The following is a 25,657-nucleotide window of genomic DNA, read 5'->3' as shown; positions in this document are numbered from 1 at the left end:
TAGCGGTCAAAATAACAACATCAGCATGGGGTTGGGTCCCGAAATCATTATGGCAACCATCAATAAAGAAGTACGCGCAAACCGCAAACAGCAAATTCTGGAAACACTGGCAGGCATGCTGCAAACACCGCGCGGTGAAAAAATCACGACCGCCGCGCTTGCAGCCAAACTGGATGTGTCAGAGGCAGCGTTATATCGCCACTTTGCCAACAAAGCCAAAATGTTTGAAGGCCTGATTGAGTTTATTGAAGGCGCGCTGTTTGGCGTGATGAATAAAATCACCACCGATGAAACCGACGGCCTCAAGCAAGTGCAACTGATGTTGCAAACCATGCTCAAGTTTGCCGAACGCAACCCGGGCATGTCACGCGTGCTGATAGGCGATGCGCTGGTCAATGAAGACGACGCCTTGCAAGCCCGCATCAACCAGTTACTGGACCGCCTCGAAGCCAGCCTGAAGCAGTCACTGCGTATTGCTGAGGCTCAAGGCAATAAAATCACCGATGCTGGCATCGCCGCCAACACCATGATCAGTTTTGTACTTGGCCGCTGGCATGCCTTTGCCAAAAGCGGCTTCAAGCGTAAACCCAGCGACAACCTTGAACAGCACGTCACACAACTGATTACCGGCTGTTTGCAATAAGCAATAGTAAGAAAGCGTTATAGATGGAAACCACTGTTTTTGGCATGAATGAAGCCCAGCTGACCGAGTTTGGCATGAGCTGGGGCCTTGCCGGCCTCATTCTGTTCATCGTTTTTATTGTCGGCAACCTGGCCTGGAAATCCAAAGCGGGTAAAACTGGGACATTCGCCTTGTTTCTCGCGCTCACATTAGGCATGGTAGGTTTCCTGGCCAAGCTGTTGATTCAGCATTATTTGAATATTCAGTAAAGTCAGATGCTTGAGCAAAAAACACTGAGCCCATGAACATTATCAAAATATTCAGCATAGTGATGTTATGTTGCGCAGGTTACATTGCTTTTGATAATGTTATTCTTCCCTCACTTAAGGCACATAATCCACAACCGCAAACGACAACAGTCGTGCATGACAACACAGCAATAGCTACCCCGACACACGAGGCTGAACCTGCCATGCAGGAGAGTTTAAATGCCACTTGTGATGGGCATACTCACTGCTCACAAATGCACTCATGTGCGGAAGCAAAACAGTGGCTGTCTCGCTGCCCAAGCGCTGAAATGGATGGCGATGGCGATGGCATCCCTTGTGAACGTCAGTGGTGCCATACCGGATTCAATTAAATAAGCGCACCAGAAACGAATACATATGTATTGTGGCAATGACCAATAGATCAATAACCTACCACTGAGTCGTACCCTTCTGGATGCCGCGTAACACCTGCTACCAAGGCAACCCATGGCTAACCAAGTTAACGCTTTATTACGTGAATGACGCTAATGGACTATTGCGACGTTTGCCGCAGTCCGCTACTCTAAGCCATACATAGTGATAAATACTTGCGTGATATGGACAACTCCCCTCCCAACGACAGTGACATCTACAAAACGTTACTCGAATCGACCAAGGCCATCCCGTGGAAGATAGACTGGGCTAGCAAGCAATTCAGCTACATCGGCCCACAAATCGAGCCATTGCTGGGCTGGGCACCATCGAGCTGGCAATCAGTTGAAGACTGGGTTAACCGTATTCATGAAGAAGACCGTGAGCGTGTGTTCAACTTTTGCGTCCAGCAATCGTTGCAAGGCCTGGATCACGAAGCGGATTACCGCGCACTGACGGCCACTGGTGATTTTGTCTGGATACGTGATGTTGTGCATGTCATACGGGCGCCTAGCGGTGAGCCCGAAGCGCTCATCGGCTTTATGTTTGATATCAGTGAACGCAAAAAGACCGAAGAGCAATTGCTGATCATGCAAAGAAAACTGGAAGAGCTTTCTTACAAAGACGGCTTGACCGGTGTCGCCAATCGCCGTATGTTTGATACGGTACTGGAACGTGAATGGCTGGAAGCCAGACAACACCAGCAGCCGTTGTCACTGATCATGATTGATATCGACTACTTCAAGCAGTTCAATGACTTTTACGGACACCTGCAAGGCGATGAAGTGCTCAAGCAGGTGGCTCAGACACTGGCGCAGGCGGGTGTGCGCGCCAAGGATTTTTTTGCCCGTTTTGGCGGTGAAGAGTTTGCGCTGATCCTGCCAGAGACCAATGACGTCTCGGCCAGCAAAATTGCCGAGCGTTGCCGTAACCTGGTGTTCAAAGAGCAAATCCCGCATGCAAAATCAGAAGTCAGCCAGATACTGACGATTAGTGTTGGTGCGGGCAGCATCACGCCCAGCCAAACCGATGACCTCAAAACATTCGTTGAGTCTGTGGATGCCCTGATGTATCAAGCCAAACGCAATGGCAGGAATCGGATTGAGGTAAAAAGTATTTGAAGCAGGCCTGGCGGCGCTAATGCAGCGCGGCCTGAATGGCGTGTATACGCGCCTCGGCCACAGATTGCTTGATATGGGCAGGGGAACTGCATTGTTTGGCGATGGCACCTGCATCTACAGTGAGTGCCGCTTGCAAGGCAATGGTCAGATGCGCTGCATCTTCGAGGGGGCACGCTTCCAGCCCCAAGCGCCCGCGGCTATCGCACTCACAAGCGAGCAAAAAATCCGCGAAACGTGGACGTTGGCGGAAAGCATCGAGCTCTTCCAGAAACTGCAATAAAGTACTGGCTTTCATTTGCCGGGCGGCGTGCAATTTTCCATGATATTTAGCCACGACCAGTGCCAGATCTTTGCAGTCATTAGGTACCCGCAAGCGGGCAACCACTTCGCGAATGAGGTCCACACTGCGCAACTCATGGCCGATATGGCGCGGCAATACCTCTACAGGTGTTGTGCCCTTGCCCAAATCATGGGTCAACGCAGCAAACCTGACTGGCAAGCTGTAGCCTTGCTTGGCAGCATAATCAATCACCATCATGACGTGAATGCCGGTATCGATTTCCGGATGATACGTAGCCGTTTGCGGCACTCCCCACAAGCGGTCAAGCTCAGGCAGGATGATGTTCAACGCGCCGCAGTCACGCAACATCTCGAACATACGGCTAGGCTGTTTTTCCATCAGACCTTTGGCGATTTCCTGCCACACACGTTCAGGCACTAGCGCATCAACCTCGCCGGCAGCCACCATCTCGCGCATCAGGGACAAGGTTTCCGGCGCGACAGTAAACTCGGTAAACCGCGCTAAAAAACGGGCGGCGCGCAAGATACGCACCGGATCTTCACCAAAAGCATCGGTGACGTGTCGAAGGACTTTTTTCTGGATATCCAATTGGCCGCTAAAAGGGTCTATCAGGCTGCCATCTTCCGCTTGCGCGATGGCATTGATCGTAAAATCGCGTCGCGCGAGATCTTCTTCCAACGTCACTTCAGGATCAGCATAGACGCTAAATCCCTTGTAGCCTTTGCCGGTTTTACGCTCGGTACGTGCAAGCGCATACTCTTGCTGAGTCTTGGGGTGCAGGAACACCGGGAAGTCTTTGCCAACGGCGCGATAGCCAGCAGCCAGCATTTGTTCAGGGGTGGCACCGACGACCACATAATCACGGTCTTTCACCGGCAAGCCAAGCAGACTATCGCGGACCGCGCCGCCTACCTGGTAAATCTGCATGCCTGGTTAGCGCCTGGCGTTAATGACACGACCGGCAGCGGCACGAAACTGGTCATAAGCGCCGCGCGGATTGTTCTTCACCAGGTAACCCGAGATCACCGCAAACATATCCGTAGGCACCACACACAGTTCGTTGGCCATCGGTTGCTGGCAGACATTATCCACCTGCATCGATTTCACATTGTCGCGAGAGAGGAGTTTGATCGGTAGCAGCTGCATAAAACTGCCTTGCAACAAGGACATATTCAGGCTCAGGCCAATAATGGGGCGTTGTACGTTAATCGTCTTCATCACCGCTTCCATGATTTGCTGCAAGGTCATGATGGCCGGGCCACCCAACTCATAGGTTTTGCCATAAGTTGCGGGTTCATCCACAGCATTGACCATGGCAGCGGCGACATCCTCTACCCAAATTGGCTGAAACTTGGCTTGCGGCATGGCGAGCGCCAGCACCGGAATGACTTGTATCAGTTTGGCGAATAAATTAATAAAGCGGTCGCGGGTCCCAAAAATAACCGATGGCCTGAAAATGGTGACATGCAGTTTTTTGCTGAATTCCAGTACGGCCTGATCGCCAGCCGCTTTGCTGCGTAAATACTCACTCGGCGCATTCACAGAAGCTTGCAAGGCACTCATGTGCAACAAACGTGGAATGCCTAACTCTTCGCATAATTGCGCGACACGGCGTGGAAACTGGTGATGCATTTTTTCAAAACCATTGTCGCTGGTCTGATGCAAAATACCGATCAGGTTAATCACCACATCACTGCCCTGCAATTGCGCCTTCAGTGCGGCCTGGTCGTGGATATCGCTTTCAACCACTTGCACATTGGGCAACAAAATCAGGTGCTTGGCCTGTTCGCGGCGGCGCGTCAGTACTTTGACCTGATAGCCTGCCTGGTCTAACCTGGCAACTACACTACTGCCTACAAAGCCGCTACCACCTAATACAGTCACTGTCTTCATCATGCTTATTCCTGATCCGTCTTGCGATTAGCCCTATTGTACCAAAATCCAGATGCAAGCTACTCCTGCTCCGAAATGCTGATAGTGGTGGTCACGTTTTCAACGTCACCCGTACTGCGGGCAGGGATGGTGCCCAAACGTTTTTTAAGTGTCAGCATGGGCAGGCCCAGCCGCGGGGCGTACATATGCGCATTGGCCAACACTTTTTTCACATAATTGCGTGTTTCACTGAACGGGATGGTTTCTGCGTAAATGGCGCCTTCCAAGGGGGCGTTGGCTGCCCAACGCCTGGCGCGACTGGGACCTGCATTATAAGCCGCCGTCGCCATCACTTCCTGGCCGTTAAAGGTATCCAGTGTATAGCGCATATAATAAGTCCCCAGGTTCACATTGGTATCAATGTCGTGCAACATGCCATCGTTATAACTGCTCCAGCCGAGTTTTTTAGCAATCCATTTGGCGGTAGCAGGCATTACCTGCATCAGGCCACCTGCCCCCACCGATGACTTGGCGTAGTGCATAAAACGGCTTTCCTGGCGAATGATGCCATAGACCCAGGCTTCATCAATGGCGCGGCTACGCGAGGCTTTTTGCAAATAATCGCGATACGGCGTCGGATAGCGTAATTCAAAATTGTGTGTACGGCTGGTTTTGTCTGCAGCTAACACAGCGAGATCGTACCAGCCCTTTAATAAACCATATTGTGCGGCGACAATGCGCGTAGGATCATCCAGCGCTTCCAGCAGATACATCCACTCCAGCCGCGCCTCATAGCGGGCCTCTACATCGAACAGGGCCTCCATGCGTTTCACTGCGGGTTGTTTGGCAAACTGCCGTACCTCTTCATCACTGGGCTGATAGGTGGCCATCGGCTCACTGACTACCGGCCCCAAATCTTCCGCCGCCAGCCAGCCATAAAAATGGCGCTCCTGGGAAAGCTTGGCCAGTATCTGGTTGGCGTCTGCCACCTGGCCTTTGGCGATCAAAGCCCGTGCTTTCCAATAACGCCATGTGGACTCTTCAGCCAAGACGGCTGGCATGTCATTAATGACTTTCAGCACCGTGCCCCAGTCCTGCTGGCGCAAGGCAGTGCGTGCATACCATTCCCACTGCTCACTGCTCAACAACGCGGCATTGACTTTGCCAAAGCCCTGCAATGCCTCGGGCTCATGCTTGCGCGCGGCTTCGAGTGCCATATAGGCCTGAGCCAGTTGCTTTTCATCGTTATCGAGCAAACCGCTGTATTTCTGGTAGCTGGTTTTAGCCACGCCAAGATCCGCCTTAGCCTGGCGATGAATCGCATACATGTACAGCGCACGCGCATAGGGCGAGCGCTCTTGAATGCCGCCTTTTTTCAGGGCCAGGGCCGGATTCTGCGCCATGTCATCAATCTGTTTCAGCAACCCTGCATCGGTTTTACTGCTACGTTTGGCCAACACTTTGGCCAAGCCGGTTTTATTGCTAAACAAGGCATCACGATACAAGGTCAGCAACAGCTTTTCATCCAGCACGCCCACTTGCTGCAAGGCTTCCAGCATGCCCTGGCAGTCTGCAGGCAAGTCCTTACCCGCCAGCAGCAGTTTTTTGCCATCTTCATAGGCATTGGGGTCATCCAGCGCAATGCCTGCCTGTACCTGGTAACACTGGTTACCCACATCATTGATGCTGTAATACATCGGCATTTGCGCCCGCATCTCGATAAACTGGTCCCAGAACTGCACGCGGCCCAGCCGTTTGAGCCACAGCTCGCGTACGCGCTGCGACAACAAGGACTCATTGTTTTCCTGTAAAAATACCTGCACCTGGGTGTAAGACAGCTGGTCCATGGTCAGGATCATTTGCCAGTATTGCAGGTAGGGCAATAAGGGTGAACGACGCTGCCTGAGGGTTTCAGTAGCCTCAGCGAGTTGTGACAGGTTGCGGGTTTGATAGGCCTGCTTGGCCTGGAGATAGACATCGCCATCTCCAGCGAAGACTGACTTGGCCAAACCGAGCAAACAGGCGCCAAAAATAAGGAAGGAAGTGAGTCTAGTCTTCATGTGTCAACGATCACGTACACAACGTGATGACAATTAAATTCTGGCCAACCGACTCAGAAAGAAAAACAGCAACAGTAGCAGCAATAGCACAAAGCCACTGCGCCAGACGGTTTTGAGCCAGCGCCAATAACGTGGCTGGCCGGTTTGCCATCCTAACAGTACCAGTACCAGCGTACTGATCACCAGTACTGCAAATAAAATACGTATCCACCACATATGAATCAGGCAGGCAGCAAGGGTGCCGGACTAAAATAGTCGCGTTGTTTAAGAAAGCCAACCGGCGCCTGTGCATCATTGTCAAAGGTGCAGTATTCCCAAGCGCTTTCATCTGCCAGCAAAGCGCGCAATAACTGGTTATTCAGCGCATGGCCAGATTTAAAGGCCGTAAACTGGCCAATAATCGGGTAGCCCAGAATATACAGATCGCCAATCGCATCCAGTACCTTGTGTTTGGCGAACTCATCGTCATAGCGCAAACCACCGCCATTGAGGACTTTATATTCATCCAGCACAATCGCATTATCCAGGCTGCCACCTTTCGCTAAACCATTCGCGCGCAGGTATTCCACCTCGTGCATAAAACCAAACGTGCGGGCACGGCTGATTTCGTCGACATAACTCTGGCTATCGTAATCGATGGTCACGGTTTTGCCGGAGAACTCGAACACAGGGTGTGCAAAATCAATGGTAAATTCGGCTTTAAAGCCATGGTGCGGCGTAAATTTTGCCCATTTATCGCCATCAATCACTTCTACCGGTTTAAGGATGCGCACAAATTTCTTCGGCACTTCCAGTTCTTGCAGACCTGCAGTCTGCAGCAAATAGATAAACGGCCCTGAACTGCCATCCATGATGGGCACTTCAGCGGCCGTCAGTTCTATCAGCACATTATCTACCCCCAAACCGGCGAGGGCAGACATCAAATGCTCCACGGTTGCAACGCGCGCACCTGAAAACTCTAGGGCGGAGCTCAGGCGAGTGTCATTCACTGCCGTCGGGGCGACCCGCATGGCAGGCGTATCGGGCAAATCGACACGCTGGAACACCACTCCGTGATCAGCGGGCGCAGGTTTGAGCGTCAGCGTGACTTTCTCACCGCTGTGCAGCCCAACGCCGGTGGCGCTGATCGATTGTTTAAGCGTGCGTTGCTTTAACATGGTTTTCTCTGTGTTAACTGATTGACTTCATTATAAGCCAATCAAGACCTCATCACTAATCGGCCTGTTTACGTAAAAACGCTGGGATATCATATTCTTCAATCCCGGAGTTCTTCATCGCTTCTACCTGGGCACGACGACTGTTGCTGGTAAACACTGCCGGCTCGTCTTCTTCAACCGTGTTAAAAATCGGCTGGTTAGTCGTACCATCACGCAGCGTAGTCATGACTTTCAGCTCAGGCTTGGCCTGGCGCTTGCCCAGTGATCCGTTCAAGCCGGTGGCCACCATGGTCACGCGCAGGTTGTCACCCATGCTTTCGTCCATCACATTACCCACAATCACCGTTGCATCTTCTGCAGTGAATTCTTTGATGGTGTTCATCACATCATAGTATTCGCGCATTTTGAAGCTGCCACTGGCACTGATGTTAACCAGCACGCCACGAGCGTTTGCCAGGTTGACGTCTTCCAGCAATGGGCTGGCCACTGCTTGTTCGGCGGCAATACGTGCGCGGTTAGGGCCGCTGGCCTCTGCAGAACCCATCATTGCCATGCCCATTTCAGACATCACGGTGCGTACGTCAGCAAAGTCAACGTTAACCATGCCTGGGCAATTGATAATTTCAGCAATGCCAGACACCGCGTTGTGCAACACATCGTTGGCAGCACGGTAGGCCTCAACCACGGTCACGTCTTCACCCAATACATCCATCAGCTTTTCGTTAGGGATAACGATAAGAGAGTCGACATACTGTGAAAGTTCTTCCAGGCCTTCTTGTGCCACTTTGGCGCGCTTGCCTTCAAACGCAAAAGGTTTGGTCACCACGGCCACAGTCAGGATACCCATTTCACGGGCCACTTCGGCAATAATTGGTGCCGCACCGGTACCAGTACCGCCACCCATCCCCGCTGTAATAAACAACATGTCGGCACCATCAATGGTTTCTGCAATGCTGTCGCGGTCTTCCAAAGCAGCTTCGCGGCCGATTTCCGGCTTGGCGCCAGCGCCCAGACCTTTAGTGATATCAGAACCAATTTGCAGCACGACTTTGGCATGGCTCTTCTTCAGTGCCTGCATGTCGGTGTTGGCGCAAATAAACTCAACGCCAGTCACGCTCTTGGTCATCATGTGCTCAACGGCGTTACCACCGCAACCACCGACACCAATTACCTTGATCACGGCGCCGTCATTCTCTTTGTCAAAAATCTCAATCATACTAACCCTCCATTGCCTATTATTTGAGTGATTGGTTTGCCCCGCACACTCGCCCTAAAACATATTAAAAAACAACAAAACCCTAAAAATTACCGGTAAACCAACTCTTCATCCGCTCCAGCAATCTGCCAACTGAGCCAGATTGCAAATTACCCACCATTTGTTTTTCTACCTGCTGCTTGGCCATCAACAACAAGCCTATGCCGGTGGCATAACGTGGATTGCCCACCACTTCGGACAATCCTTCCACACCCCTGGGCACGCCCAGGCGTACCGGGGTATGGAAAATTTCTTCACCCAACTCAACCATGCCACGCATTTGTGCCGCGCCGCCGGTAATAACGATGCCGGAGGCAATCATGGATTCCATGCCGCTGCGGCGCAGCTCTTGCTGCACAAACTCATAAATCTCTTCCACCCGGTCTTCAATCACCTCGGTCAAGGCCTGGCAAGACAACTGGCGTGGCTCACGGCCATCCACCGCCGGCACCTCCACCACTTCACGCGGATCCGCCAGCTGGCGCAAGGCACAGCCATGCTTGACCTTGATTTCTTCTGCCGACTGCGTCGGCGTGCGCAAGGCCACCGCGATGTCATTAGTAATCTGGTCACCGGCAATCGGGATCACCGCCGTATGACGAATGGCACCATTCTTGAACACAGCCAAATCAGTCGTACCGCCACCAATATCCACCAGGCACACGCCCAGTTCTTTTTCATCATCAGTGAGCACAGACTCACTCGACGCTAACGGTTGCAAAATGAGGTCACTCACTTCGAGCCCGCAGCGCTTGATGCACTTGACGATGTTCTGTGCCGCCGCAATGGCGCCAGTGACGATATGCACACGCACTTCGAGGCGGATGCCGCTCATGCCCAGTGGCTCGCGTACATCTTCCTGGCCGTCGATAATGAATTCCTGGGTCAGGATATGCAGAATCTGCTGGTCAGCAGGCAGGGCAATCGCGCGGGCGGTTTCCACCACGCGGTCGATATCCATCTGCGACACTTCGCTCTCTTTAATCTTCACCATGCCATGTGAATTCAGGCTCTTGATATGGCTGCCAGCAATGCCTGAGTACACGGTATTAATTTTGCAATCCGCCATCAGCTCGACTTCTTCAATCGCACGCTGAATCGCCTGCATGGTGGAGTCAATATTCACCACCACGCCTTTTTTCAAGCCACGGGAAGCATGTTGCCCGACACCAATTACCTTCAATGTGCCTTCCGGCAAAATCTCGGCCGCAATCGCAACAATCTTCGAGGTGCCGATATCCAGCCCCACGATTAAATTTTTATCTTCTCTGACTCTACTCATGTCTTTTCCTTGAACTTCTTTCTGGCAGTCTTATTCTCAGGCGCCACTGCGCGGCATGCGCAAGGCAAAGCCGTTGGGGTAACGCAAATCGGCATAACGCCAGTCACTTTCCGCGATACTTGCCTGCTGGCGATACGCCGACACAAACTGTTGTAATCGCTGCTTGGCCGCTTCACGGCCCAGCATCATTTGTCGACCATCCACGGTCTTGATTTCCCATGCACGGCGTGAGGACAAACTCAACTGCTGAATCTGCAGTGGGGTATCCGTCAGCATCTGGGCAAAACTGGCATAGCCTTGCGCCACTTCTTTGATCGCATCGCCTGGGCCGTAAAAAGTCGGTAATTGTTCATCAGATGCGGCCTGGAACAACTCACCATGACGGTTGACCAGTGCCACGCCCCCCCAGCGGCCCAAGGCCTGATGTTCTTCAATCTGCACGACAATGGTGTCCGGCCACTGGCGTCGCACACTCACCTTGCGTGCCCAGGGCAACTTTTCAAATGCAGCGCGTGTACGCTGTAAATCCAGTGTGTAGAAGTTCCCTTTGAGGTACTTGCTGACGATCAACTGAATCTGCTCATGATTGACGTGATCCAGGTTGCCTTCGACCTGTACCTGCTTGACCGGGAAGATAGGCAAATGCAGCACCACAAACAACATGGCGTAAAGCAGCATCACCACTGCCAGTGAAAACAGCAGGTTGGCGATCCAGTTCAGCAATGTTGGTCTATCCCACATCGTCCCAGTCGTCCTCTTTACACTTCACGCAACGTTTGTTGCAAAATACGTATGACCAGCGCATCAAAGTCCATGCCAGCAGCCTTGGCCGCCATCGGCACCAGGCTGTGATCCGTCATGCCCGGGCTGGTATTCACTTCCAGGAAGTAGTGTTTACCGGCTTCATCCATCAGAAAGTCGACACGGCCCCAGCCACGGCAACCCAGTACGTTAAAAGCCTGCAAGGCTTCGGCCTGGATTTGCTTTTCCTGCTCGGCAGACAGGCCGCTCGGGCAGCGATACTCGGTGTCATCACGCAAATACTTGGCTTCGTAATCGTAATATTCGTTTTTAGGCACAATGCGCACGATAGGCAGTGCAGTCTCACCCAGGATGCCGACGGTATACTCGCCGCCACCGACAAACTGCTCGGCAATCACCAGCGGGTCTGACTGTTTGGCCAGGTGATAAGCGGCCATTAAATCGCCGGCCTGTTTGACTTTGCTCACACCGATGCTAGAGCCTTCGTTAGCCGGTTTCACAAACAGTGGTAAACCAAGCGCGGTGACCACATTTTCAGCGTGCGTGCTGTCGTCCATCAGCACATAGTTAGGCGTGGTCACGCCAGCAGCTGTCCACAACAATTTGGTGCGCCATTTATCCATGCCTAGCGCAGAGGCCATGACGCCGCTGCCGGTGTAAGGAATGTCCATCAGTTCCAGCGCACCTTGAATCGTGCCGTCTTCACCGTAGCGGCCATGCAAGGCGATAAAGGCGCGGTCAAACGCTTTCAAGGCAGACAGGTCCTGACTGGCCGGATCAAACGCATGCGCATCCACGCCCTGACGTTGCAATGCCGCCAAGACAGCAGAACCACTTTTGAGCGACACTTCACGCTCGCCAGAACGGCCGCCGAACAGTACCGCGACCTTGCCAAATGACTGTTGACTCACACTCATACTTTTAAAACACCTTCCCCAATCACTTTCACTTCCTGTATTAATGCCACGCCCTGCTTTGCCCGCACGGTCGTTTTAACGTGCTCAATCAAGGCCTCAATGTCAGCAGCACTGGCATTACCCACATTCACAATAAAATTTGCATGCTTTTCAGACACCTGCGCGCCGCCAATGGTGGTGCCTTTGAGCCCTGATGCTTCTATCAAACGCGCCGCAAAATCACCCTCAGGATTCCTGAACGTTGACCCTGCGCTCGGCATATTCAGTGGCTGGCTCGCCAGGCGTTTTGCCAGCAACTGCTTGATCTGTTCGGCAGACGCTTTACCATCGCCGGCGGGCACCGTAAACCAGCCGCCCAGAAACCACTCATCTGCCGCCGGATGCTCCACATGGCGATAAGTAGGCTGGTATTCTGCCTTTGCACGCACTTGCACCACCCCGGCACGGTTAATGGTTTTCACCTCATCCACCCACTGCCAGGTTTCGCCACCATAACAACCAGCATTCATCGCCAGCGCACCACCCACCGTGCCTGGAATACCCGCCATAAACTCTGCACCTGCTTTATTGTGACTGGCAGCAAAACGGGCCAATTTGGCGCAAGTCACACCAGCATCGGCGTACACACGCTCCCCCTGCATCTCCAGCGCTTGCAGCGCCTGGTGCATGACCACGACGGTGCCGCGCACACCGCCATCACGCACCAGCAAGTTGCTACCCAGGCCAATAAAGGTCAGTGGTTCTCTGGCTGGCAATTGCTGCAAAAACTGCTGCAAATGTTCTACGCTATCAGCCAGCACCAAGCGATCGGCCGGTCCACCCACACGCCAGCTGGTATAGCGGGCCAATGGCTCCTTGTTCAGCACTTGCAGGCCAGTCGCTTTTAATCCTGAGGCGCTCATACGCTAGCCAACTCTCTGGTTTTCGCTGCAACGCTACCAATATTGCCAGCGCCCATCACCACCACTACATCACCCGGTTGTACACTTTCCAGGATGGTGGCAGGCAATTCATCGGTGGTTTCGACGAAACGCGGCTCGACCTTGCCATTGACGCGAATGGCGCGAATCAGGCTACGCGTATCCGCGGCCACAATCGGTGCCTCCCCTGCCGAGTACACTTCTGTCAGCAACAAGGCATCCACGGTGGACAACACTTTGACGAAATCTTCAAAGCAGTCACGCGTACGCGTGTAACGATGCGGCTGGAACGCCAGCACCAGGCGGCGGTCTGGAAAAGCCCCACGCGCCGCCGCAATCACTGCCTGCATCTCAATCGGGTGATGGCCGTAGTCATCCACCAGAGTAAAGTGACCGCCATTGGCCGGGATCTCGCCATAGCGCTCAAAACGGCGACCAACGCCGCGGAACTCTGCCAGGGCTTTCAAAATGGCGGCATCCGGCACATTTAACTCAGTGGCAATCGCAATCGCGGCCAGTGCGTTCAATACATAATGATGGCCGGGCAAGTTCAGTGTCACTTCGTTGCGCACGGTCACGCCGTTTTTACGCACTAGCGTGAAATGCATCTTGCCGTTATCGGCCACAATATTCTCGGCGCGAATCGCAGCCTCTTCATGTGTGCCATAAGTGGTGACCGGACGGGTCACGCGCGGCAGGATTTCACGCACATTGGCATCATCAATACATAACACTGCCATGCCCCAGAACGGAATCTGCTGCAAAAATTCAACAAACGCGGTTTTGAGCTTTTCAAAACTGTGTTCATAGGTGTCCATATGGTCCTGATCGATATTGGTCACCACCGCCATGATCGGGGTCAGGTGCAAGAAGGACGCATCAGACTCGTCGGCTTCCACCACAATCCACTCACCGGTACCCAGGCGCGCATTGGCGCTGGCGGCTTCCAGTTTGCCGCCGATGACAAAGGTCGGGTCCATATCTGCCTCTGCCAAGATGCTGGCAATCAGGCTGGTGGTCGTGGTTTTGCCATGCGTACCGGCGATAGCAATACCTTGCTTGAAACGCATGAGTTCTGCCAGCATCACTGCGCGTGGAATCACTGGCACCTTACGCGCACGTGCGGCGATGATTTCCGGGTTCTCTTCATTAATGGCACTGGAGACCACCACCACATCGGCATCATTCAGATGCTCGGTCGCGTGGCCCTGAAACACCGTTGCACCAAAGCCTTGCAAACGTTTGGTGGTCGCATTGCTGGCCAGGTCAGAGCCACTGACTTCAAAGTCCAGGTTCAACAACACCTCGGCAATGCCGCTCATGCCTGAGCCGCCGATACCGATAAAATGTATTTTTTTAACTTTATGTTTCATGCTGAACCCGGTGTTCCTTTTTTATTGCCTGTCGCCAGTTGCTGGCAAATTTGTGCAACCTGTTGCGTGGCTTGCGGCCTGGCCAGCGCCCGTGCTTTCTGTGCCATCGCCAGGCAAGTCGGTCTATCCAGCGTTTGCAAAGTCACCGCTAATTGCGCGACATCCATATCACGCTGCTGTATCAGCAACGCCGCACCTGCCTGCTGCAAATAAGCCGCATTCGTTGTCTGGTGGTCGTCCACCGCAAACGGGAACGGCACCAGGATGCTGGCGGCACCGACATTAGCTAGTTCAGCTACCGTCAATGCCCCAGAACGGCAAATCACCAAATCCGCCCAGGCATACACTTCAGCCATATCGTGGATAAAGGCACGGCAATCTGCAGCTACACCAGCATCGGCATAAGCCTTTTTCAGTGCTTCAAACTGTTTTTCACCGGCCTGGTGAATAATCTGCGGACGCGCATTGACAGATAATTGCGCAAACGCCTGTGGCAACAAGGTATTCAACGCCACTGCGCCCAGGCTACCGCCCACCACTAGCACACGCAGCACGCCATGATGCTCGGCAAAGCGCTGTTCCGGGGTGGGCAAGGTGGTAATACCTTCACGCACAGGATTACCCACCATCTCGCCTTTAGCACCCAAGGCATTAGGGAAACCAGTCAACACACGGTTGGATATTCTGGCCAGCACTTTATTGGTCAGCCCTGCAATTGAGTTTTGCTCATGAATCACCAGCGGCACGCCAGCTAACCTGGCCATCACACCGCCCGGAAACGCAGCAAAACCGCCCATGCCCAGCACCACATCCGGCTGATGTTGACGGATGGCTTGTCTGGCTTGTGCAAAGGCACGCACCAGCTTCACCGGCAAAGTCAGCCAGCCCAGCAGGCCTTTGCCACGCACGCCTCGCATGGTCATCATGGCTTTGTCATAAGGTTTGTCGACAATCAGGCGATTTTCCATACCGCCTTCAGTGGCCAGCCAGACGATTTTCCAGCCTTGCGCATGCAGCGCGTCGGCCACCGCTATTGCTGGGTAGACATGTCCACCGGTGCCACCGGCCATCACCATCAATGTGTATGAACGGCTCATCAGTTCAAGCCTTTCTGCAAGCGACGGTTCTCGAAATCGATACGCAGCAGCACCGACAGCGCAATGCAATTCGCCAGGATGCCGCTGCCGCCGTAAGACAACAATGGCAAAGTCAGCCCTTTGGTCGGCAACAGGCCCATGTTCACGCCCATATTGATAAAGCCTTGCACGCCCATCCACACACCAATGCCTTGCGCCAGCAAGGCAGAGTAATAACGTTCGTTAGCCACCGCTTCTTTGGCGATACTGAAGGCGCGAATGACCAGCCAGGCAAACAGCAACACCACGACCAGCACGCCGACATACCCCAACTCCTCAGCCACCACTGCCAGCAGGAAGTCGGTATGCGCTTCTGGCAAATACAATAATTTTTCTACGCTGCCACCGAGCCCTACACCCCAGAACTCGCCACGGCCAAACGCGATCAGCGCATGTGACAACTGGTAACCGGTATCAAACGGGTCATCAAAGGGATTCAAAAAGCCTTTCATGCGCTCCAGACGATAGGGCTCCATCACCACTAGGCCGATCACGGCCAATGGCAACGCGCCCAGCATGGCCAGGAACACCTTGAGGTTGACGCCGCCCAGCCACATGATGGAGAAAGCAATGGAAGCAGTGACGGCAAAGGCACCGAAATCCGGCTCCTTCAGCAGCAACACACCAACAAAGACCATCACGCCCAGCATGGGCAAGAATCCTTTTTTAAAGCTATGCATGCTACCGGCTTTGCGTACAGCGTAATCGGAAGCATACATGGCGATAAACAGCTTCATGAGTTCTGAAGGTTGCAGATTCATGACGAGCAAGGAGATCCAGCGACGGCTGCCGTTGACTACTTTGCCGATGCCTGGAATCAGCACCATGATCAGCAAGACGATGCCCATAATGAACAAGTAAGGCGACATCTTTTGCCACCAGGCCATAGGCACCTGGAACACAATCACGGCCGCCACCAGGCCGACCACGATATACAAGGCCTGACGCATCAGGAAATAGGTGCTGTTATGACCAAACATCTTGCTTGAATCTGCGTATGCAATTGAGGCGGAATACACCATGACCATGCCAAACGCCAGCAAGGACAACACCACCCACAACAGCGACACATCGTAGCTGGGGGAGTTATAACGCTCGCGGTTCATCATCAATGGCCCAAGCATGCGGCCTCCATGGCTTTCACAGCCTCAACGAATACTTCGGCTCGATGTTCGTAATTGCGGAACATATCAAAGCTGGCGCAAGCCGGTGATAACAGGACTGCGTCGCCTTCTTCGGCCAGGGTTTTGGCAATATGGACAGCGGCGGTTAAATCAACCGCATCGACGACTGGCAATTGCAGGTTATGCAAGATTTGCTGGATTTTTGGCGCATCGCGACCGATCAGCACCACGGCTCTGGCGTGATGCAAAATCGCTTCACGCAAAGGCGTAAAGTCCTGGCCCTTGCCATCACCACCGGCAATCAATACTACTTTCTGTGGCTTGCCCTGCTTGAGCATGCCACTAATCGCAGCGCAGGTCGCGCCCACATTGGTGCCTTTAGAGTCATCATAGAAATCGACATCGTCGATATTCGCCACCCACTCTACGCGATGCGGCAAGCCTGCAAATGCCTGCACCGTATGCAGGATAGAGACTTTGTCGATGCCGATCGCTTGCGTCAGCGCAATGGCTGCCAGCGCGTTGGCAATATTATGTTTACCGCGAATCTGCAAGCTGTCAGCTTCAATATAATGACGGTTGCCCGCACATAACCAGCCGGCGTCGTTGAGGCCGTAATCATTAATGGACGGTGCCGGATTCACACCAAACGACACCTGTGGCAACTGACCGGCCAAGGCTGCACTGGCAGGGTCATCACGATTCACCACAGCAATGCGCGCGTGCTGGTAAATACGTGCCTTGGCTTGCGCGTAGCCTTCCATGCCGTCATAGCGATCCATATGATCTTCAGACAGGTTGAGGATAGTCGCCGCATCTATTTGCAGCTGATGGATCCCTTCCAGCTGGAAGCTGGATAACTCCAGCACATAAACATCAGGCGCAGTCATCTGCAAGGTATCCAGCACCGGCAAACCGATATTGCCCGCCACAATAGTGTTCAACCCGGCCTGCTTGCAGATTTCACCCACCAGTGACGTGACGGTCGTTTTACCGTTGGAACCGGTAATCGCGATCACCTTGGCATAAGGGGCACGGAAGCGCGCAAACAACTCGACATCGCCGACCACATGCTTGCCCTGTGCCATCAGCTGTGCAATGACTGGCTCGTTGAGTGAGACGCCAGGACTGGCCACAATCAAATCCATGCTGGATAACAAGGCATGGTTAAAAGGTCCCAGGTGGCACTCCACCTCCGGAAACTCCGCAAGCAAACGGTCTTGCCCGGCCGGGTGCAGGCGTGAGTCGAACATCACTACATCTGCGCCCATATGGCGCAGCCAGCGCAAAGCCGAGAAGCCGGTGTCACCCAGTCCCAGTACTGCAATCCGCTGTTGTTCAAACTGTTTTTTCATGTTCACGCCTGACGATGCATTCCGTGTCTTATCGCAATTTCAAGGTGGATAAACCCACCAGCACCAACATCATGGTGATAATCCAGAAACGCACGACGACTTGCGTCTCTTTCCAGCCTTTTTGCTCGTAGTGATGATGCAAAGGCGCCATCAGAAAAATACGCTTGCCGGTACCGGTCATCTTCTTGGTGTATTTGAAATACAGCACCTGTGCCGCCACCGAGAAGGTTTCAATCACAAACACGCCGCCCATGATGAACAGCACGATTTCCTGGCGCACAATCACTGCCACCACGCCTAATGCAGCACCCAGTGCCAACGCGCCGACATCGCCCATAAACACTTCTGCCGGATAAGCGTTAAACCACAAAAAGCCCAAGCCGGCACCCGCCATGGCAGCGCAAAATACCATCAACTCACTGGCGCCAGCGACATAAGGAATGCCCAGGTATTTGGAGAACACCGCGTGACCAGCCACATAAGAGAAAATCGCCAGCGCACTGCCGACCATCACGGTTGGCAAGGTCGCCAGGCCATCCAGGCCGTCGGTCAGGTTCACGGCGTTGCTGCTACCGACAATCACCAGGTAAGTCAGCACGATGAAGCCCACTGCGCCCAGCGGAAACACCAGGTGCTTGAAGAAAGGCACGATCAGCGTCGTTTCTACCGGCGTTGTCGCCGTTGCATACAGGAAACCGGCGACACCAAAACCCACCAGGCTTTGCCAGAAGTATTTTTCTTTGGCAGACAAGCCCTTAGGATTCTTGTAGACCACTTTGCGGTAGTCATCGACCCAGCCCACCGCGCCAAAACCTAACGTGGTAATCAGTACCACCCAGATAAAGCGGTTATGCAAATTACCCCATAGCAAAGTCGACACTGAAATCGCCACCAGAATCAGAGCACCGCCCATGGTTGGTGTACCTGCCTTGACCAGGTGGGTTTGAGGACCATCATCACGTACCGACTGACCGACCTTATACTCGGTCAGCTTGCGGATCATGGCCGGGCCAACCAGGAATGAGATCGCCAGCGCCGTCAGCGTCGCCAGGACGGCACGGAAGGTGATGTAATTAAATACATGAAACCCGTGTACATCCGATGCCAGCCATTTCGTCAGTTCTAATAACATATGTTCCCTATTTCCCCACTAATTCAGTGGCTTGCGATTCCACCAACGATTCCACTAGCGCATTCACCACACGCTCCATTTGCATAAAGCGCGAGCCTTTTACCAACACCACATCATCGGCGGTGGTCTCTGCCTGCAAAGCAGAAACCAAAGCTTCTATCGAAGCAAAATGGTGTGCTTGCGCACCGAACGCCTGCACTGCCGCCTGCGTGAATTGACCCAATGCATACAATTTGCCAATCCCTTGCTGTTTGGCATAACGACCGATCTGCGCATGCATAGCTTCTGCATCTGCCCCCAGCTCACCCATATCCCCCATCACAAACACCGTGTTTGAACCGGCATTTTTCAATACATTCAGCGCCGCCTGCATGGAATCCGGGTTGGCGTTATACGTGTCATCAATCACTTTGGCGCCGTTGGCAGCCGTTTTCACTTGCAAGCGCCCTTTGACCCCGGCAAAGCCTTGCAACCCTTGAGTAACATCGGCCAGGCTGGCGCCTGCGGCTAAACTCGCAGCGGCAGCGGCCAATGCATTCATGATGTTGTGCACACCCGGTACCGCCAGTGTTAACGTGATGCTGTTGCCCTGATAATGCAGCTTGAAGCCAGCCTCAGCATCCAGCACTTCACCACGAACATCGGCGGCGGCGTGCAAGCCAAAACTCAGCAGACGACGCCCTGCGTTCAAACCACGCCAGTCGTCAGCAAACTCACTGTCCGCATTAATCACGGCAATACCGTCATGGCTCAAGCCTGCAAAAATCTCGCCTTTGGCTTTGGCAATGTTTGCACGCGAACCCAATTCGCCAATATGCGCCGTCCCGGCGTTGTTAATCACCGCCACATTCGGGCGTGCCAGGCGGGTCAGGTAATCAATCTCACCTAAATGATTCATACCCATTTCAATCACGGCACAGCGATGATTTACACGCAAACGCAACAAGGTCAGCGGCATACCGATATCGTTATTAAAGTTACCGGCAGTGGCCAATACTTTGTCAGCGCCGCCCACATGCACTTGCATAATGGCGGCGATCATTTCCTTGGTAGTGGTCTTGCCATTGCTACCGGTGACCGCAATCAGCGGTAAGGCCAACTGCTGGCGCCACCAGCTGGCTAACTGTCCTAAAGCCAGACGCGTATCCTTGACCAGCACCGTTGGCAAACCACCATCGACAGGCTTGCTCACCAGCGCAGCGACGGCACCTTGCGTCGCCACTTGCGGCAAGAAATCATGGCCATCAAACTTGTCACCTGGCAAGGCAACGAACAACTGGCCGGCTTGCACGCGACGGCTATCGGTATCAACAGAGGTCACAGTGACATCCGCGCCATGCCCATTCACCGCCTGTAAACGGCCTTGCAATACTTCAGCAATGGTTTGCAGCGCGATCATGCCTGTGCCTTCTGATTCAAAGCGTTCTGATTCAATACATTTTTTTTCAACGCGCTTTGCACCCAAGCGGCATCGCTAAATGGATAGCGTATGCCCTGGATCTCCTGATAATCTTCATGGCCTTTACCGGCGATCAGCACCACATCGCCCTTGCCTGCCTGGCTAATGGCGAGAGCAATGGCTTTGGCCCTGTCGGTTTCCACGGTCACTTCACGCGCCATGCCTTCGGCAATCGCCGCAATAATCGCGTAAGGATTTTCACTGCGTGGATTGTCATTGGTCACCATCACGCTATCCGCCAACGTGTCGGCAATTCGCCCCATTTCGCTGCGCTTGCCGCTGTCACGGTCGCCACCGCAACCAAACACGCAGCTCAATTTGCCACGTGCCTGAATACGCAAGGTATGTAATGCTTTTTCCAGGGCATCTGGTGTATGCGCATAGTCAACCACCACCAATGGCAAATCACCGCCGCCAAACATCTGCATGCGTCCTGCCACCGGCACCAGGCCAGATACCGCTTGCAGCGCTGCTGGCAAGGCCACGTCCTGCGCTAATAAACAAGCCAGCACAGCCAAGGCGTTATAGACATTGAACTGCCCCAAGGCATGTAGCTGAATATCGCCGCTGCCTTGAGCCGTACGCACCTGAATTTCAAAACCGGTGGCATGCATGGTGACAGCGGTTGCGCACACATCCGCCTCCTGATGCAGGCCATAACTCAATACTTTTTTACCTTGCTTACGCAGGTCTTCAATCAATGCCAGGCCAAATGCGTCATCAGCATTCACTACAGCAGCCGACAGGGTTTGCCAGTCAAACAGCTTGCGCTTGGCCGCCTGGTAGGCTTCCATGGTCAGGTGATAATCAAGATGATCACGCGTGATATTGGTTAGCACCGCGACATCAAAGGCTACGCCATTGACACGGCCTTGATCCAGACCGTGAGAAGACACTTCCATCGCCACCGTGCGCACATCATCCAGCACAAAATTCGCCAGCACTTTTTGCAGCTCCACCGGGCCAGGCGTGGTATTTTGCGTCGGCTGCAAATCGTCCAGCGCACCATTACCCAATGTGCCAATCACAGCAGACTTTTGTTGCAAGAAACGGTAAGCCTGGGCCAGCCAGTGCGTTACCGTTGTTTTGCCGTTGGTGCCGGTCACCCCTATGCACCACATTTGTTCGGACGGGTCTTTATAAAACTGGCTGGCAATATGACCAACCTGGGACTTGAGATCGGCAATAGCAATATTGTGTACATTCCAGGATGGATTCCAGTCGAAGCCCTGACTATCCCAGATCACGGTATTGGCGCCTTTGGCAATCGCATCTTCAATATAGTCGCGGCCATCGCTGTGCTGGCCCGGGTAAGCCAGGAACAAGCCATGCTTTTCTACCTGGCGGCTATCTGCGGTGATGCCATGTACCGGCGCGGGAATAATATACTTACTCACATCGCCTCCTTCACTTCAGCCGCATCAGCCGGGGTGGTCGCTGGAATGGCATTGCCATCTTGCGGAACCACCAGCATACGCAGCACATCATTCATGACCGCGCTAAACACCGGCGCAGCCACACTGCCGCCGTAATATTCACCATTACTGGGTTCGTCTATCATCACCGCCATAATCAGGCGCGGATTGGAGGCAGGCACCATGCCAACAAAAGAACCCACATATTTATCATGCTCGTAGCCATGATCACCCAACTTATGCGCGGTGCCGGTTTTGCCCGCGACGCGATAACCCGTCACTTGTGCTTTTAATGCTGTGCCGCCTGGCTGTACCACCAGCTCCAGCATATCCTTGACTGCGTTGGCCACTTTGGCAGAAAACACTGGACGGCCGACCGGCGGCTCAGACAGTTTGGTTAAGGTCACCGGCAACAACTCACCTTCATTGGCAAACACCGTGTAGGCGCGTGCCAATTGCAACAAGGTCACGCTAATGCCGTGACCGTAGGACATCGTCGCCTGCTCAATCGGGCGCCAGGTTTTATAGTCGCGCACTTTGCCGGAGGCTTCGCCAGGGAAACCGATTTTGGTCGATGAACCAAACCCCAGTTGCACATAGGTGTTCCACAATTGTTCGCGGTTCAAATCGAGCGCCATTTTGGCCGAGCCGACATTGGAAGATTTCTGGATCACTTGTGACACAGTCAACACCTGGTTAGGGTGCGCGTCATGAATGGTGGCCGTGCCAATACGCAGGTAGCCTGGCGCCGTCTGGATTTTGGTATCCGGCTTGTAAGGGCCAAACTCCATCGCCGCCGCCGCAGTGACCGGCTTCATAGTCGAACCTGGTTCGAAAATATTCACGATGGCGGAGTTGCGCAACTTGCTGGCCACATTGACCGGATTGTTCGGGTTGTAGGTCGGAATATTTACCAACGCCAGCACTTCACCGGTTTTGGCATCCAGCACCACAGCAGCAGCCGCTTTGGCTTTATGTTTTTCAACCGCCCGTGACAATTCTCGATGCACCACATATTGCACAGTACGGTCTATGCTCAGCACCAGGTCCTGGCCATCGTGCGGCAACTTTACCGCGACCAGGTCTTCTACCACATGGCCTTTGCGGTCACGCACAAAGTCACGTTTGCCTGCGCTGCCAGACAATACGTGGTTACGGTAAAGCTCCATACCCTCAACGCCAGTGTCATCCACGCCGGTAAAACCGACGATATGCGCCGTCACTTCTGCCGCCGGGTAGAAGCGTTTGTATTCCTTTTGACTGAATACGCCGGGCACTTTCATCGCCATCACCTGTTTTGCCACATCGGGCGCCACTCTCCGTTTGATATAAACAAATTCTTTTTTCTTTTTTTGCAGCTTTTGTTGCAATTCCTTGGCTGGCATATCCAGCAGCTTGGCCATTTGCTTTAACTGCACCGCCGTCACCTGCACGTCAGTCGGGTTTGCCCATACTGACTCCACCGGCAAACTGATCGCCAATGGCTTGAAGTTACGGTCATAAATCTTGCCGCGATGTGGCATCAACACCACTTTGCGTCGCGAAAACGCTTCACCTTTTTTAATCAGGTAGTCTTTATGCAAGGTTTGCAGGTAAAACCCGCGCCCCAACAGCAAGACAAAACTCAACAGCAGCAACACCAGCAGCGTTCTTCTGCGCCAGGCCGGCAATTTCACCAGCTTGTGTTGACTCTCTTTAAGCAGCATAACCATTCACTCGCAATGATTCCGGTTATGGCGCAGGAGGCACATCAACCATGATCACTTGTGTCTGCTGCATGCTCGGGCTATGCATATGCAAACGCGTGGTCGCAAAATCTTCCAGCCGCGAATGCATGGCCCAGGTGCTTTGCTCGATCTGCAACTGGTCATATTCCGTCATATATTGCTTGGTCAACACTTCTTGCCTGTCCAGCTCAAAATACAATTTGCGCGCCTTATATTGCGCCGTCACCACGCCCAAAGCCATGGCAATCGTCAACGCAAACAAAATCAAATTGAGCCGGATCATGAAACAACCTATTGCACCTGCGTGCGTTCAGCCACACGCAACACCGCACTGCGTGAACGCACATTAGCCGCCACTTCCGCCTTACCAGGCTTGATGGCCTTACCCACAGCCAGTAAGCGCGGCTGCGGTAAATCCTTAGCGCGCACAGGCAATCCGGCAGGCAAGTTATCTCTATCCACTTCAGACTGGATAAAGCGCTTGACGATACGATCTTCCAGCGAGTGAAAGCTGATCACCGCCAACCGACCTTGCGGACGCAGCAGCTGCAGGCAATCTGGCAGCACTAGCGAGAGTTCCTCAAGCTCTTGATTGACGAAAATCCGTAGAGCTTGAAATGTGCGCGTTGCAGGGTTCTGGCCCGGCTCATTCTTGGGGATGGCGCCTGCCACGATCTTGGCAAGTTGCCCTGTAGTGGTGATGGCATGCCCATCTTCGCGCTCTTTAACAATCGCCCTTGCAACCTGCTTAGCAAACCGTTCTTCACCATAATCTCTAATCACCTCAGCCAATTGTTTTTCAGACATCGTCGCCAGCCACTCTGCGGCGGTTCTGCCCCGACTTTGATCCATGCGCATATCCAGCGGCCCGTCAAAACGGAAACTGAAACCGCGCACACCCTCATCAATTTGCGGCGACGAAATGCCCAGGTCGAGCAATATTCCGTCTACCGCCTGCACATCCATCTCAGCCAACACTGCTGCCATGGCGGAAAAATGCGCATGCACCATCGTAAAACGCGCATCGGCAATCGTTTGCCCATGCGCCACTGCCGCCAGATCGCGATCCAAGCCGATCAAGCGCCCTTTATTACCTAATTTGGAAAGAATAAGTCGGCTATGCCCGCCACGCCCGAAGGTGCCATCGACATACACGCCATCGGCCTGCACGTTCAGAGCGTCTACCGCCTCATGCAACAACACGGTGATATGACTGGCGGCGACTGGTGACACTGACGTTTCCGTCAAGGACGCGGGCGCTGACTTCGCGCCCCGCGTCATAGCGAGAATCCTTCTAGCTCTTGCGGTATCTGCAACTGGTCGGTCGCCATCAGGCTCTCCAGCTGCTGATCCCATGCTGCCAGATCCCACAACTCAAAATGACTGCCTTGCCCGACCATCATCACGTCTTTATCGAGCTTGGCAAATTTGCGCAGTACGGCATTTACCAGCAAACGACCGGCAGAATCCAGATGCATCACATCTGCCTGACCGACGATCATGCGCTGAATACCACTGGTCTGAGGATTAAAACTGGACAAACTGGTCAGCTTGGTTTCAATCGGCTCCCAAGCTGTTTTTGGATACAGAATCAGACAACGGTGCGGATGGGCCGTGAGCACAACTTCGCCCTGCCCGCCAGCCGTCAGGGCGTCACGATGCTTGGCCGGCACACTGAGCCGCCCCTTTGCATCCAAACTTAACTGTACCGCCCCGCGAAACATGGAATATTGTCCTTACCAACCTGTTTTGATTAAAAGCGGGATAAATTTCCCACAATTCAACACAAAATCACCCTTTTGCACACTATAGATAAAAAAAAAGTGCTTGGCAAGCACTTTGGGAGAAAAAATCTCTTTTAAAGACAAAGACTTAGAGCATTTTAACAAAGCAATTTAAATCAAGAGATTGGCGCAATTAACACATAAAATTGTTTAATAAAAATAGCTATCTCATTGAAAATATTGAATAATTAAAAAATGTTATT

At 53.3% G+C, this 25,657-nt stretch carries 25 protein-coding genes; 4 read left to right on the top strand and 21 right to left on the bottom strand.

All coding sequences use genetic code 11. The annotated features are described in order from the left end of the window. The first annotated feature begins 49 nt into the window (after positions 1 to 49). The 4 genes from slmA to OH31_RS09805 all read left to right on the top strand — a co-directional run bounded on the left by slmA (position 50) and on the right by OH31_RS09805 (position 2,423). Positions 50 to 643, top strand: a complete 594-nt coding sequence (slmA, locus tag OH31_RS09820) for a nucleoid occlusion factor SlmA (protein ID WP_024930580.1) — start codon at positions 50 to 52, stop codon at positions 641 to 643. 23 nt (positions 644 to 666) lie between these two features. Beyond that, entirely contained in the window at positions 667 to 891 is a 225-nt protein-coding gene (locus tag OH31_RS09815; RefSeq protein WP_024930579.1) for a DUF2788 domain-containing protein, read from the top strand. Positions 892 to 923: 32 nt separating this feature from the next. Beyond that, the gene (locus OH31_RS14805; RefSeq protein WP_081755148.1) at positions 924 to 1,262 is read left to right on the top strand and encodes an excalibur calcium-binding domain-containing protein; all 339 of its coding nucleotides are present in this window, start codon (positions 924 to 926) and stop codon (positions 1,260 to 1,262) included. A 225-nt stretch (positions 1,263 to 1,487) separates the two neighbouring features. After that, entirely contained in the window at positions 1,488 to 2,423 is a 936-nt protein-coding gene (locus OH31_RS09805) for a sensor domain-containing diguanylate cyclase (RefSeq protein ID WP_036299064.1), read from the top strand. Positions 2,424 to 2,439: 16 nt separating this feature from the next. On the opposite strand, the gene OH31_RS09800 is transcribed toward OH31_RS09805, so the two are convergent. The 21 genes from OH31_RS09800 to mraZ all read right to left on the bottom strand — a co-directional run bounded on the left by OH31_RS09800 (position 2,440) and on the right by mraZ (position 25,394). Continuing rightward, complete coding sequence (locus OH31_RS09800; protein ID WP_024930577.1) at positions 2,440 to 3,651, bottom strand: multifunctional CCA addition/repair protein; 1,212 nt, start codon at positions 3,649 to 3,651, stop codon at positions 2,440 to 2,442. Between the two features lie 6 nt (positions 3,652 to 3,657). Beyond that, positions 3,658 to 4,620, bottom strand: coding sequence for a complex I NDUFA9 subunit family protein (locus OH31_RS09795; protein ID WP_024930576.1), 963 nt, complete (start codon positions 4,618 to 4,620; stop codon positions 3,658 to 3,660). 56 nt (positions 4,621 to 4,676) lie between these two features. Next, positions 4,677 to 6,656: a transglycosylase SLT domain-containing protein gene (locus OH31_RS09790; protein WP_242402255.1), complete on the bottom strand. Its 1,980-nt coding sequence runs from the start codon at positions 6,654 to 6,656 to the stop codon at positions 4,677 to 4,679. Between the two features lie 33 nt (positions 6,657 to 6,689). After that, positions 6,690 to 6,872 (bottom strand): hypothetical protein, encoded by a 183-nt coding sequence (locus OH31_RS09785; RefSeq protein WP_024930574.1) that lies wholly within the window; start codon positions 6,870 to 6,872, stop codon positions 6,690 to 6,692. Between the two features lie 5 nt (positions 6,873 to 6,877). Continuing rightward, complete coding sequence (lpxC, locus tag OH31_RS09780) at positions 6,878 to 7,813, bottom strand: UDP-3-O-acyl-N-acetylglucosamine deacetylase (RefSeq protein WP_024930573.1); 936 nt, start codon at positions 7,811 to 7,813, stop codon at positions 6,878 to 6,880. Positions 7,814 to 7,868: 55 nt separating this feature from the next. After that, entirely contained in the window at positions 7,869 to 9,029 is a 1,161-nt protein-coding gene (ftsZ, locus tag OH31_RS09775) for a cell division protein FtsZ (protein ID WP_024930572.1), read from the bottom strand. Positions 9,030 to 9,111: 82 nt separating this feature from the next. Beyond that, on the bottom strand, positions 9,112 to 10,350 hold the full coding sequence (ftsA, locus tag OH31_RS09770; RefSeq protein WP_019883476.1) for a cell division protein FtsA: 1,239 nt from the start codon (positions 10,348 to 10,350) through the stop codon (positions 9,112 to 9,114). A gap of 36 nt (positions 10,351 to 10,386) precedes the next feature. Beyond that, on the bottom strand, positions 10,387 to 11,091 hold the full coding sequence (locus OH31_RS09765) for a cell division protein FtsQ/DivIB (RefSeq protein WP_019883477.1): 705 nt from the start codon (positions 11,089 to 11,091) through the stop codon (positions 10,387 to 10,389). 17 nt (positions 11,092 to 11,108) lie between these two features. Further along, a complete protein-coding gene (locus OH31_RS09760; protein ID WP_024930571.1) occupies positions 11,109 to 12,029 on the bottom strand; it encodes a D-alanine--D-alanine ligase in 921 nt (306 codons plus the stop codon). Next, positions 12,026 to 12,931 carry a UDP-N-acetylmuramate dehydrogenase gene (murB, locus tag OH31_RS09755; protein WP_024930570.1) on the bottom strand — a complete coding sequence of 302 codons (906 nt, stop codon included), beginning with the start codon at positions 12,929 to 12,931 and terminating at the stop codon, positions 12,026 to 12,028. Before murB ends, OH31_RS09760 begins: the two co-directional genes overlap by 4 nt. After that, positions 12,928 to 14,322: a UDP-N-acetylmuramate--L-alanine ligase gene (gene murC / locus OH31_RS09750; RefSeq protein ID WP_024930569.1), complete on the bottom strand. Its 1,395-nt coding sequence runs from the start codon at positions 14,320 to 14,322 to the stop codon at positions 12,928 to 12,930. The genes murB and murC overlap by 4 nt, the downstream gene beginning before the upstream one ends. Beyond that, complete coding sequence (murG, locus tag OH31_RS09745) at positions 14,319 to 15,419, bottom strand: undecaprenyldiphospho-muramoylpentapeptide beta-N-acetylglucosaminyltransferase (RefSeq protein WP_024930568.1); 1,101 nt, start codon at positions 15,417 to 15,419, stop codon at positions 14,319 to 14,321. The genes murC and murG overlap by 4 nt, the downstream gene beginning before the upstream one ends. Continuing rightward, complete coding sequence (gene ftsW, locus OH31_RS09740; RefSeq protein ID WP_024930567.1) at positions 15,419 to 16,582, bottom strand: putative lipid II flippase FtsW; 1,164 nt, start codon at positions 16,580 to 16,582, stop codon at positions 15,419 to 15,421. The genes murG and ftsW overlap by 1 nt, the downstream gene beginning before the upstream one ends. Continuing rightward, complete coding sequence (gene murD, locus OH31_RS09735) at positions 16,567 to 17,937, bottom strand: UDP-N-acetylmuramoyl-L-alanine--D-glutamate ligase (protein WP_024930566.1); 1,371 nt, start codon at positions 17,935 to 17,937, stop codon at positions 16,567 to 16,569. The genes ftsW and murD overlap by 16 nt, the downstream gene beginning before the upstream one ends. A gap of 28 nt (positions 17,938 to 17,965) precedes the next feature. Then, complete coding sequence (gene mraY, locus OH31_RS09730) at positions 17,966 to 19,069, bottom strand: phospho-N-acetylmuramoyl-pentapeptide-transferase (RefSeq protein WP_024930565.1); 1,104 nt, start codon at positions 19,067 to 19,069, stop codon at positions 17,966 to 17,968. A 7-nt stretch (positions 19,070 to 19,076) separates the two neighbouring features. After that, on the bottom strand, positions 19,077 to 20,468 hold the full coding sequence (gene murF / locus OH31_RS09725) for a UDP-N-acetylmuramoyl-tripeptide--D-alanyl-D-alanine ligase (RefSeq protein WP_024930564.1): 1,392 nt from the start codon (positions 20,466 to 20,468) through the stop codon (positions 19,077 to 19,079). Further along, a complete protein-coding gene (locus tag OH31_RS09720; RefSeq protein ID WP_024930563.1) occupies positions 20,465 to 21,925 on the bottom strand; it encodes a UDP-N-acetylmuramoyl-L-alanyl-D-glutamate--2,6-diaminopimelate ligase in 1,461 nt (486 codons plus the stop codon). The genes murF and OH31_RS09720 overlap by 4 nt, the downstream gene beginning before the upstream one ends. Continuing rightward, positions 21,922 to 23,649 (bottom strand): penicillin-binding transpeptidase domain-containing protein, encoded by a 1,728-nt coding sequence (locus OH31_RS09715; RefSeq protein WP_024930562.1) that lies wholly within the window; start codon positions 23,647 to 23,649, stop codon positions 21,922 to 21,924. Before OH31_RS09715 ends, OH31_RS09720 begins: the two co-directional genes overlap by 4 nt. A gap of 25 nt (positions 23,650 to 23,674) precedes the next feature. Further along, positions 23,675 to 23,953, bottom strand: coding sequence for a cell division protein FtsL (gene ftsL, locus OH31_RS09710; protein ID WP_019883491.1), 279 nt, complete (start codon positions 23,951 to 23,953; stop codon positions 23,675 to 23,677). Positions 23,954 to 23,961: 8 nt separating this feature from the next. Further along, entirely contained in the window at positions 23,962 to 24,951 is a 990-nt protein-coding gene (gene rsmH / locus OH31_RS09705; RefSeq protein WP_024930561.1) for a 16S rRNA (cytosine(1402)-N(4))-methyltransferase RsmH, read from the bottom strand. Further along, entirely contained in the window at positions 24,948 to 25,394 is a 447-nt protein-coding gene (mraZ, locus tag OH31_RS09700) for a division/cell wall cluster transcriptional repressor MraZ (RefSeq protein ID WP_019883493.1), read from the bottom strand. The genes rsmH and mraZ overlap by 4 nt, the downstream gene beginning before the upstream one ends. Positions 25,395 to 25,657: the final 263 nt, after the last annotated feature.

This window comes from Methylophilus sp. OH31 (assembly GCF_000576615.1).
In the GTDB taxonomy this organism is placed as follows: domain Bacteria; phylum Pseudomonadota; class Gammaproteobacteria; order Burkholderiales; family Methylophilaceae; genus Methylophilus.
The sequence above is the reverse complement of the archived record's forward strand: the minus strand, read 5'-3'. Positions and strand labels throughout refer to the sequence as shown.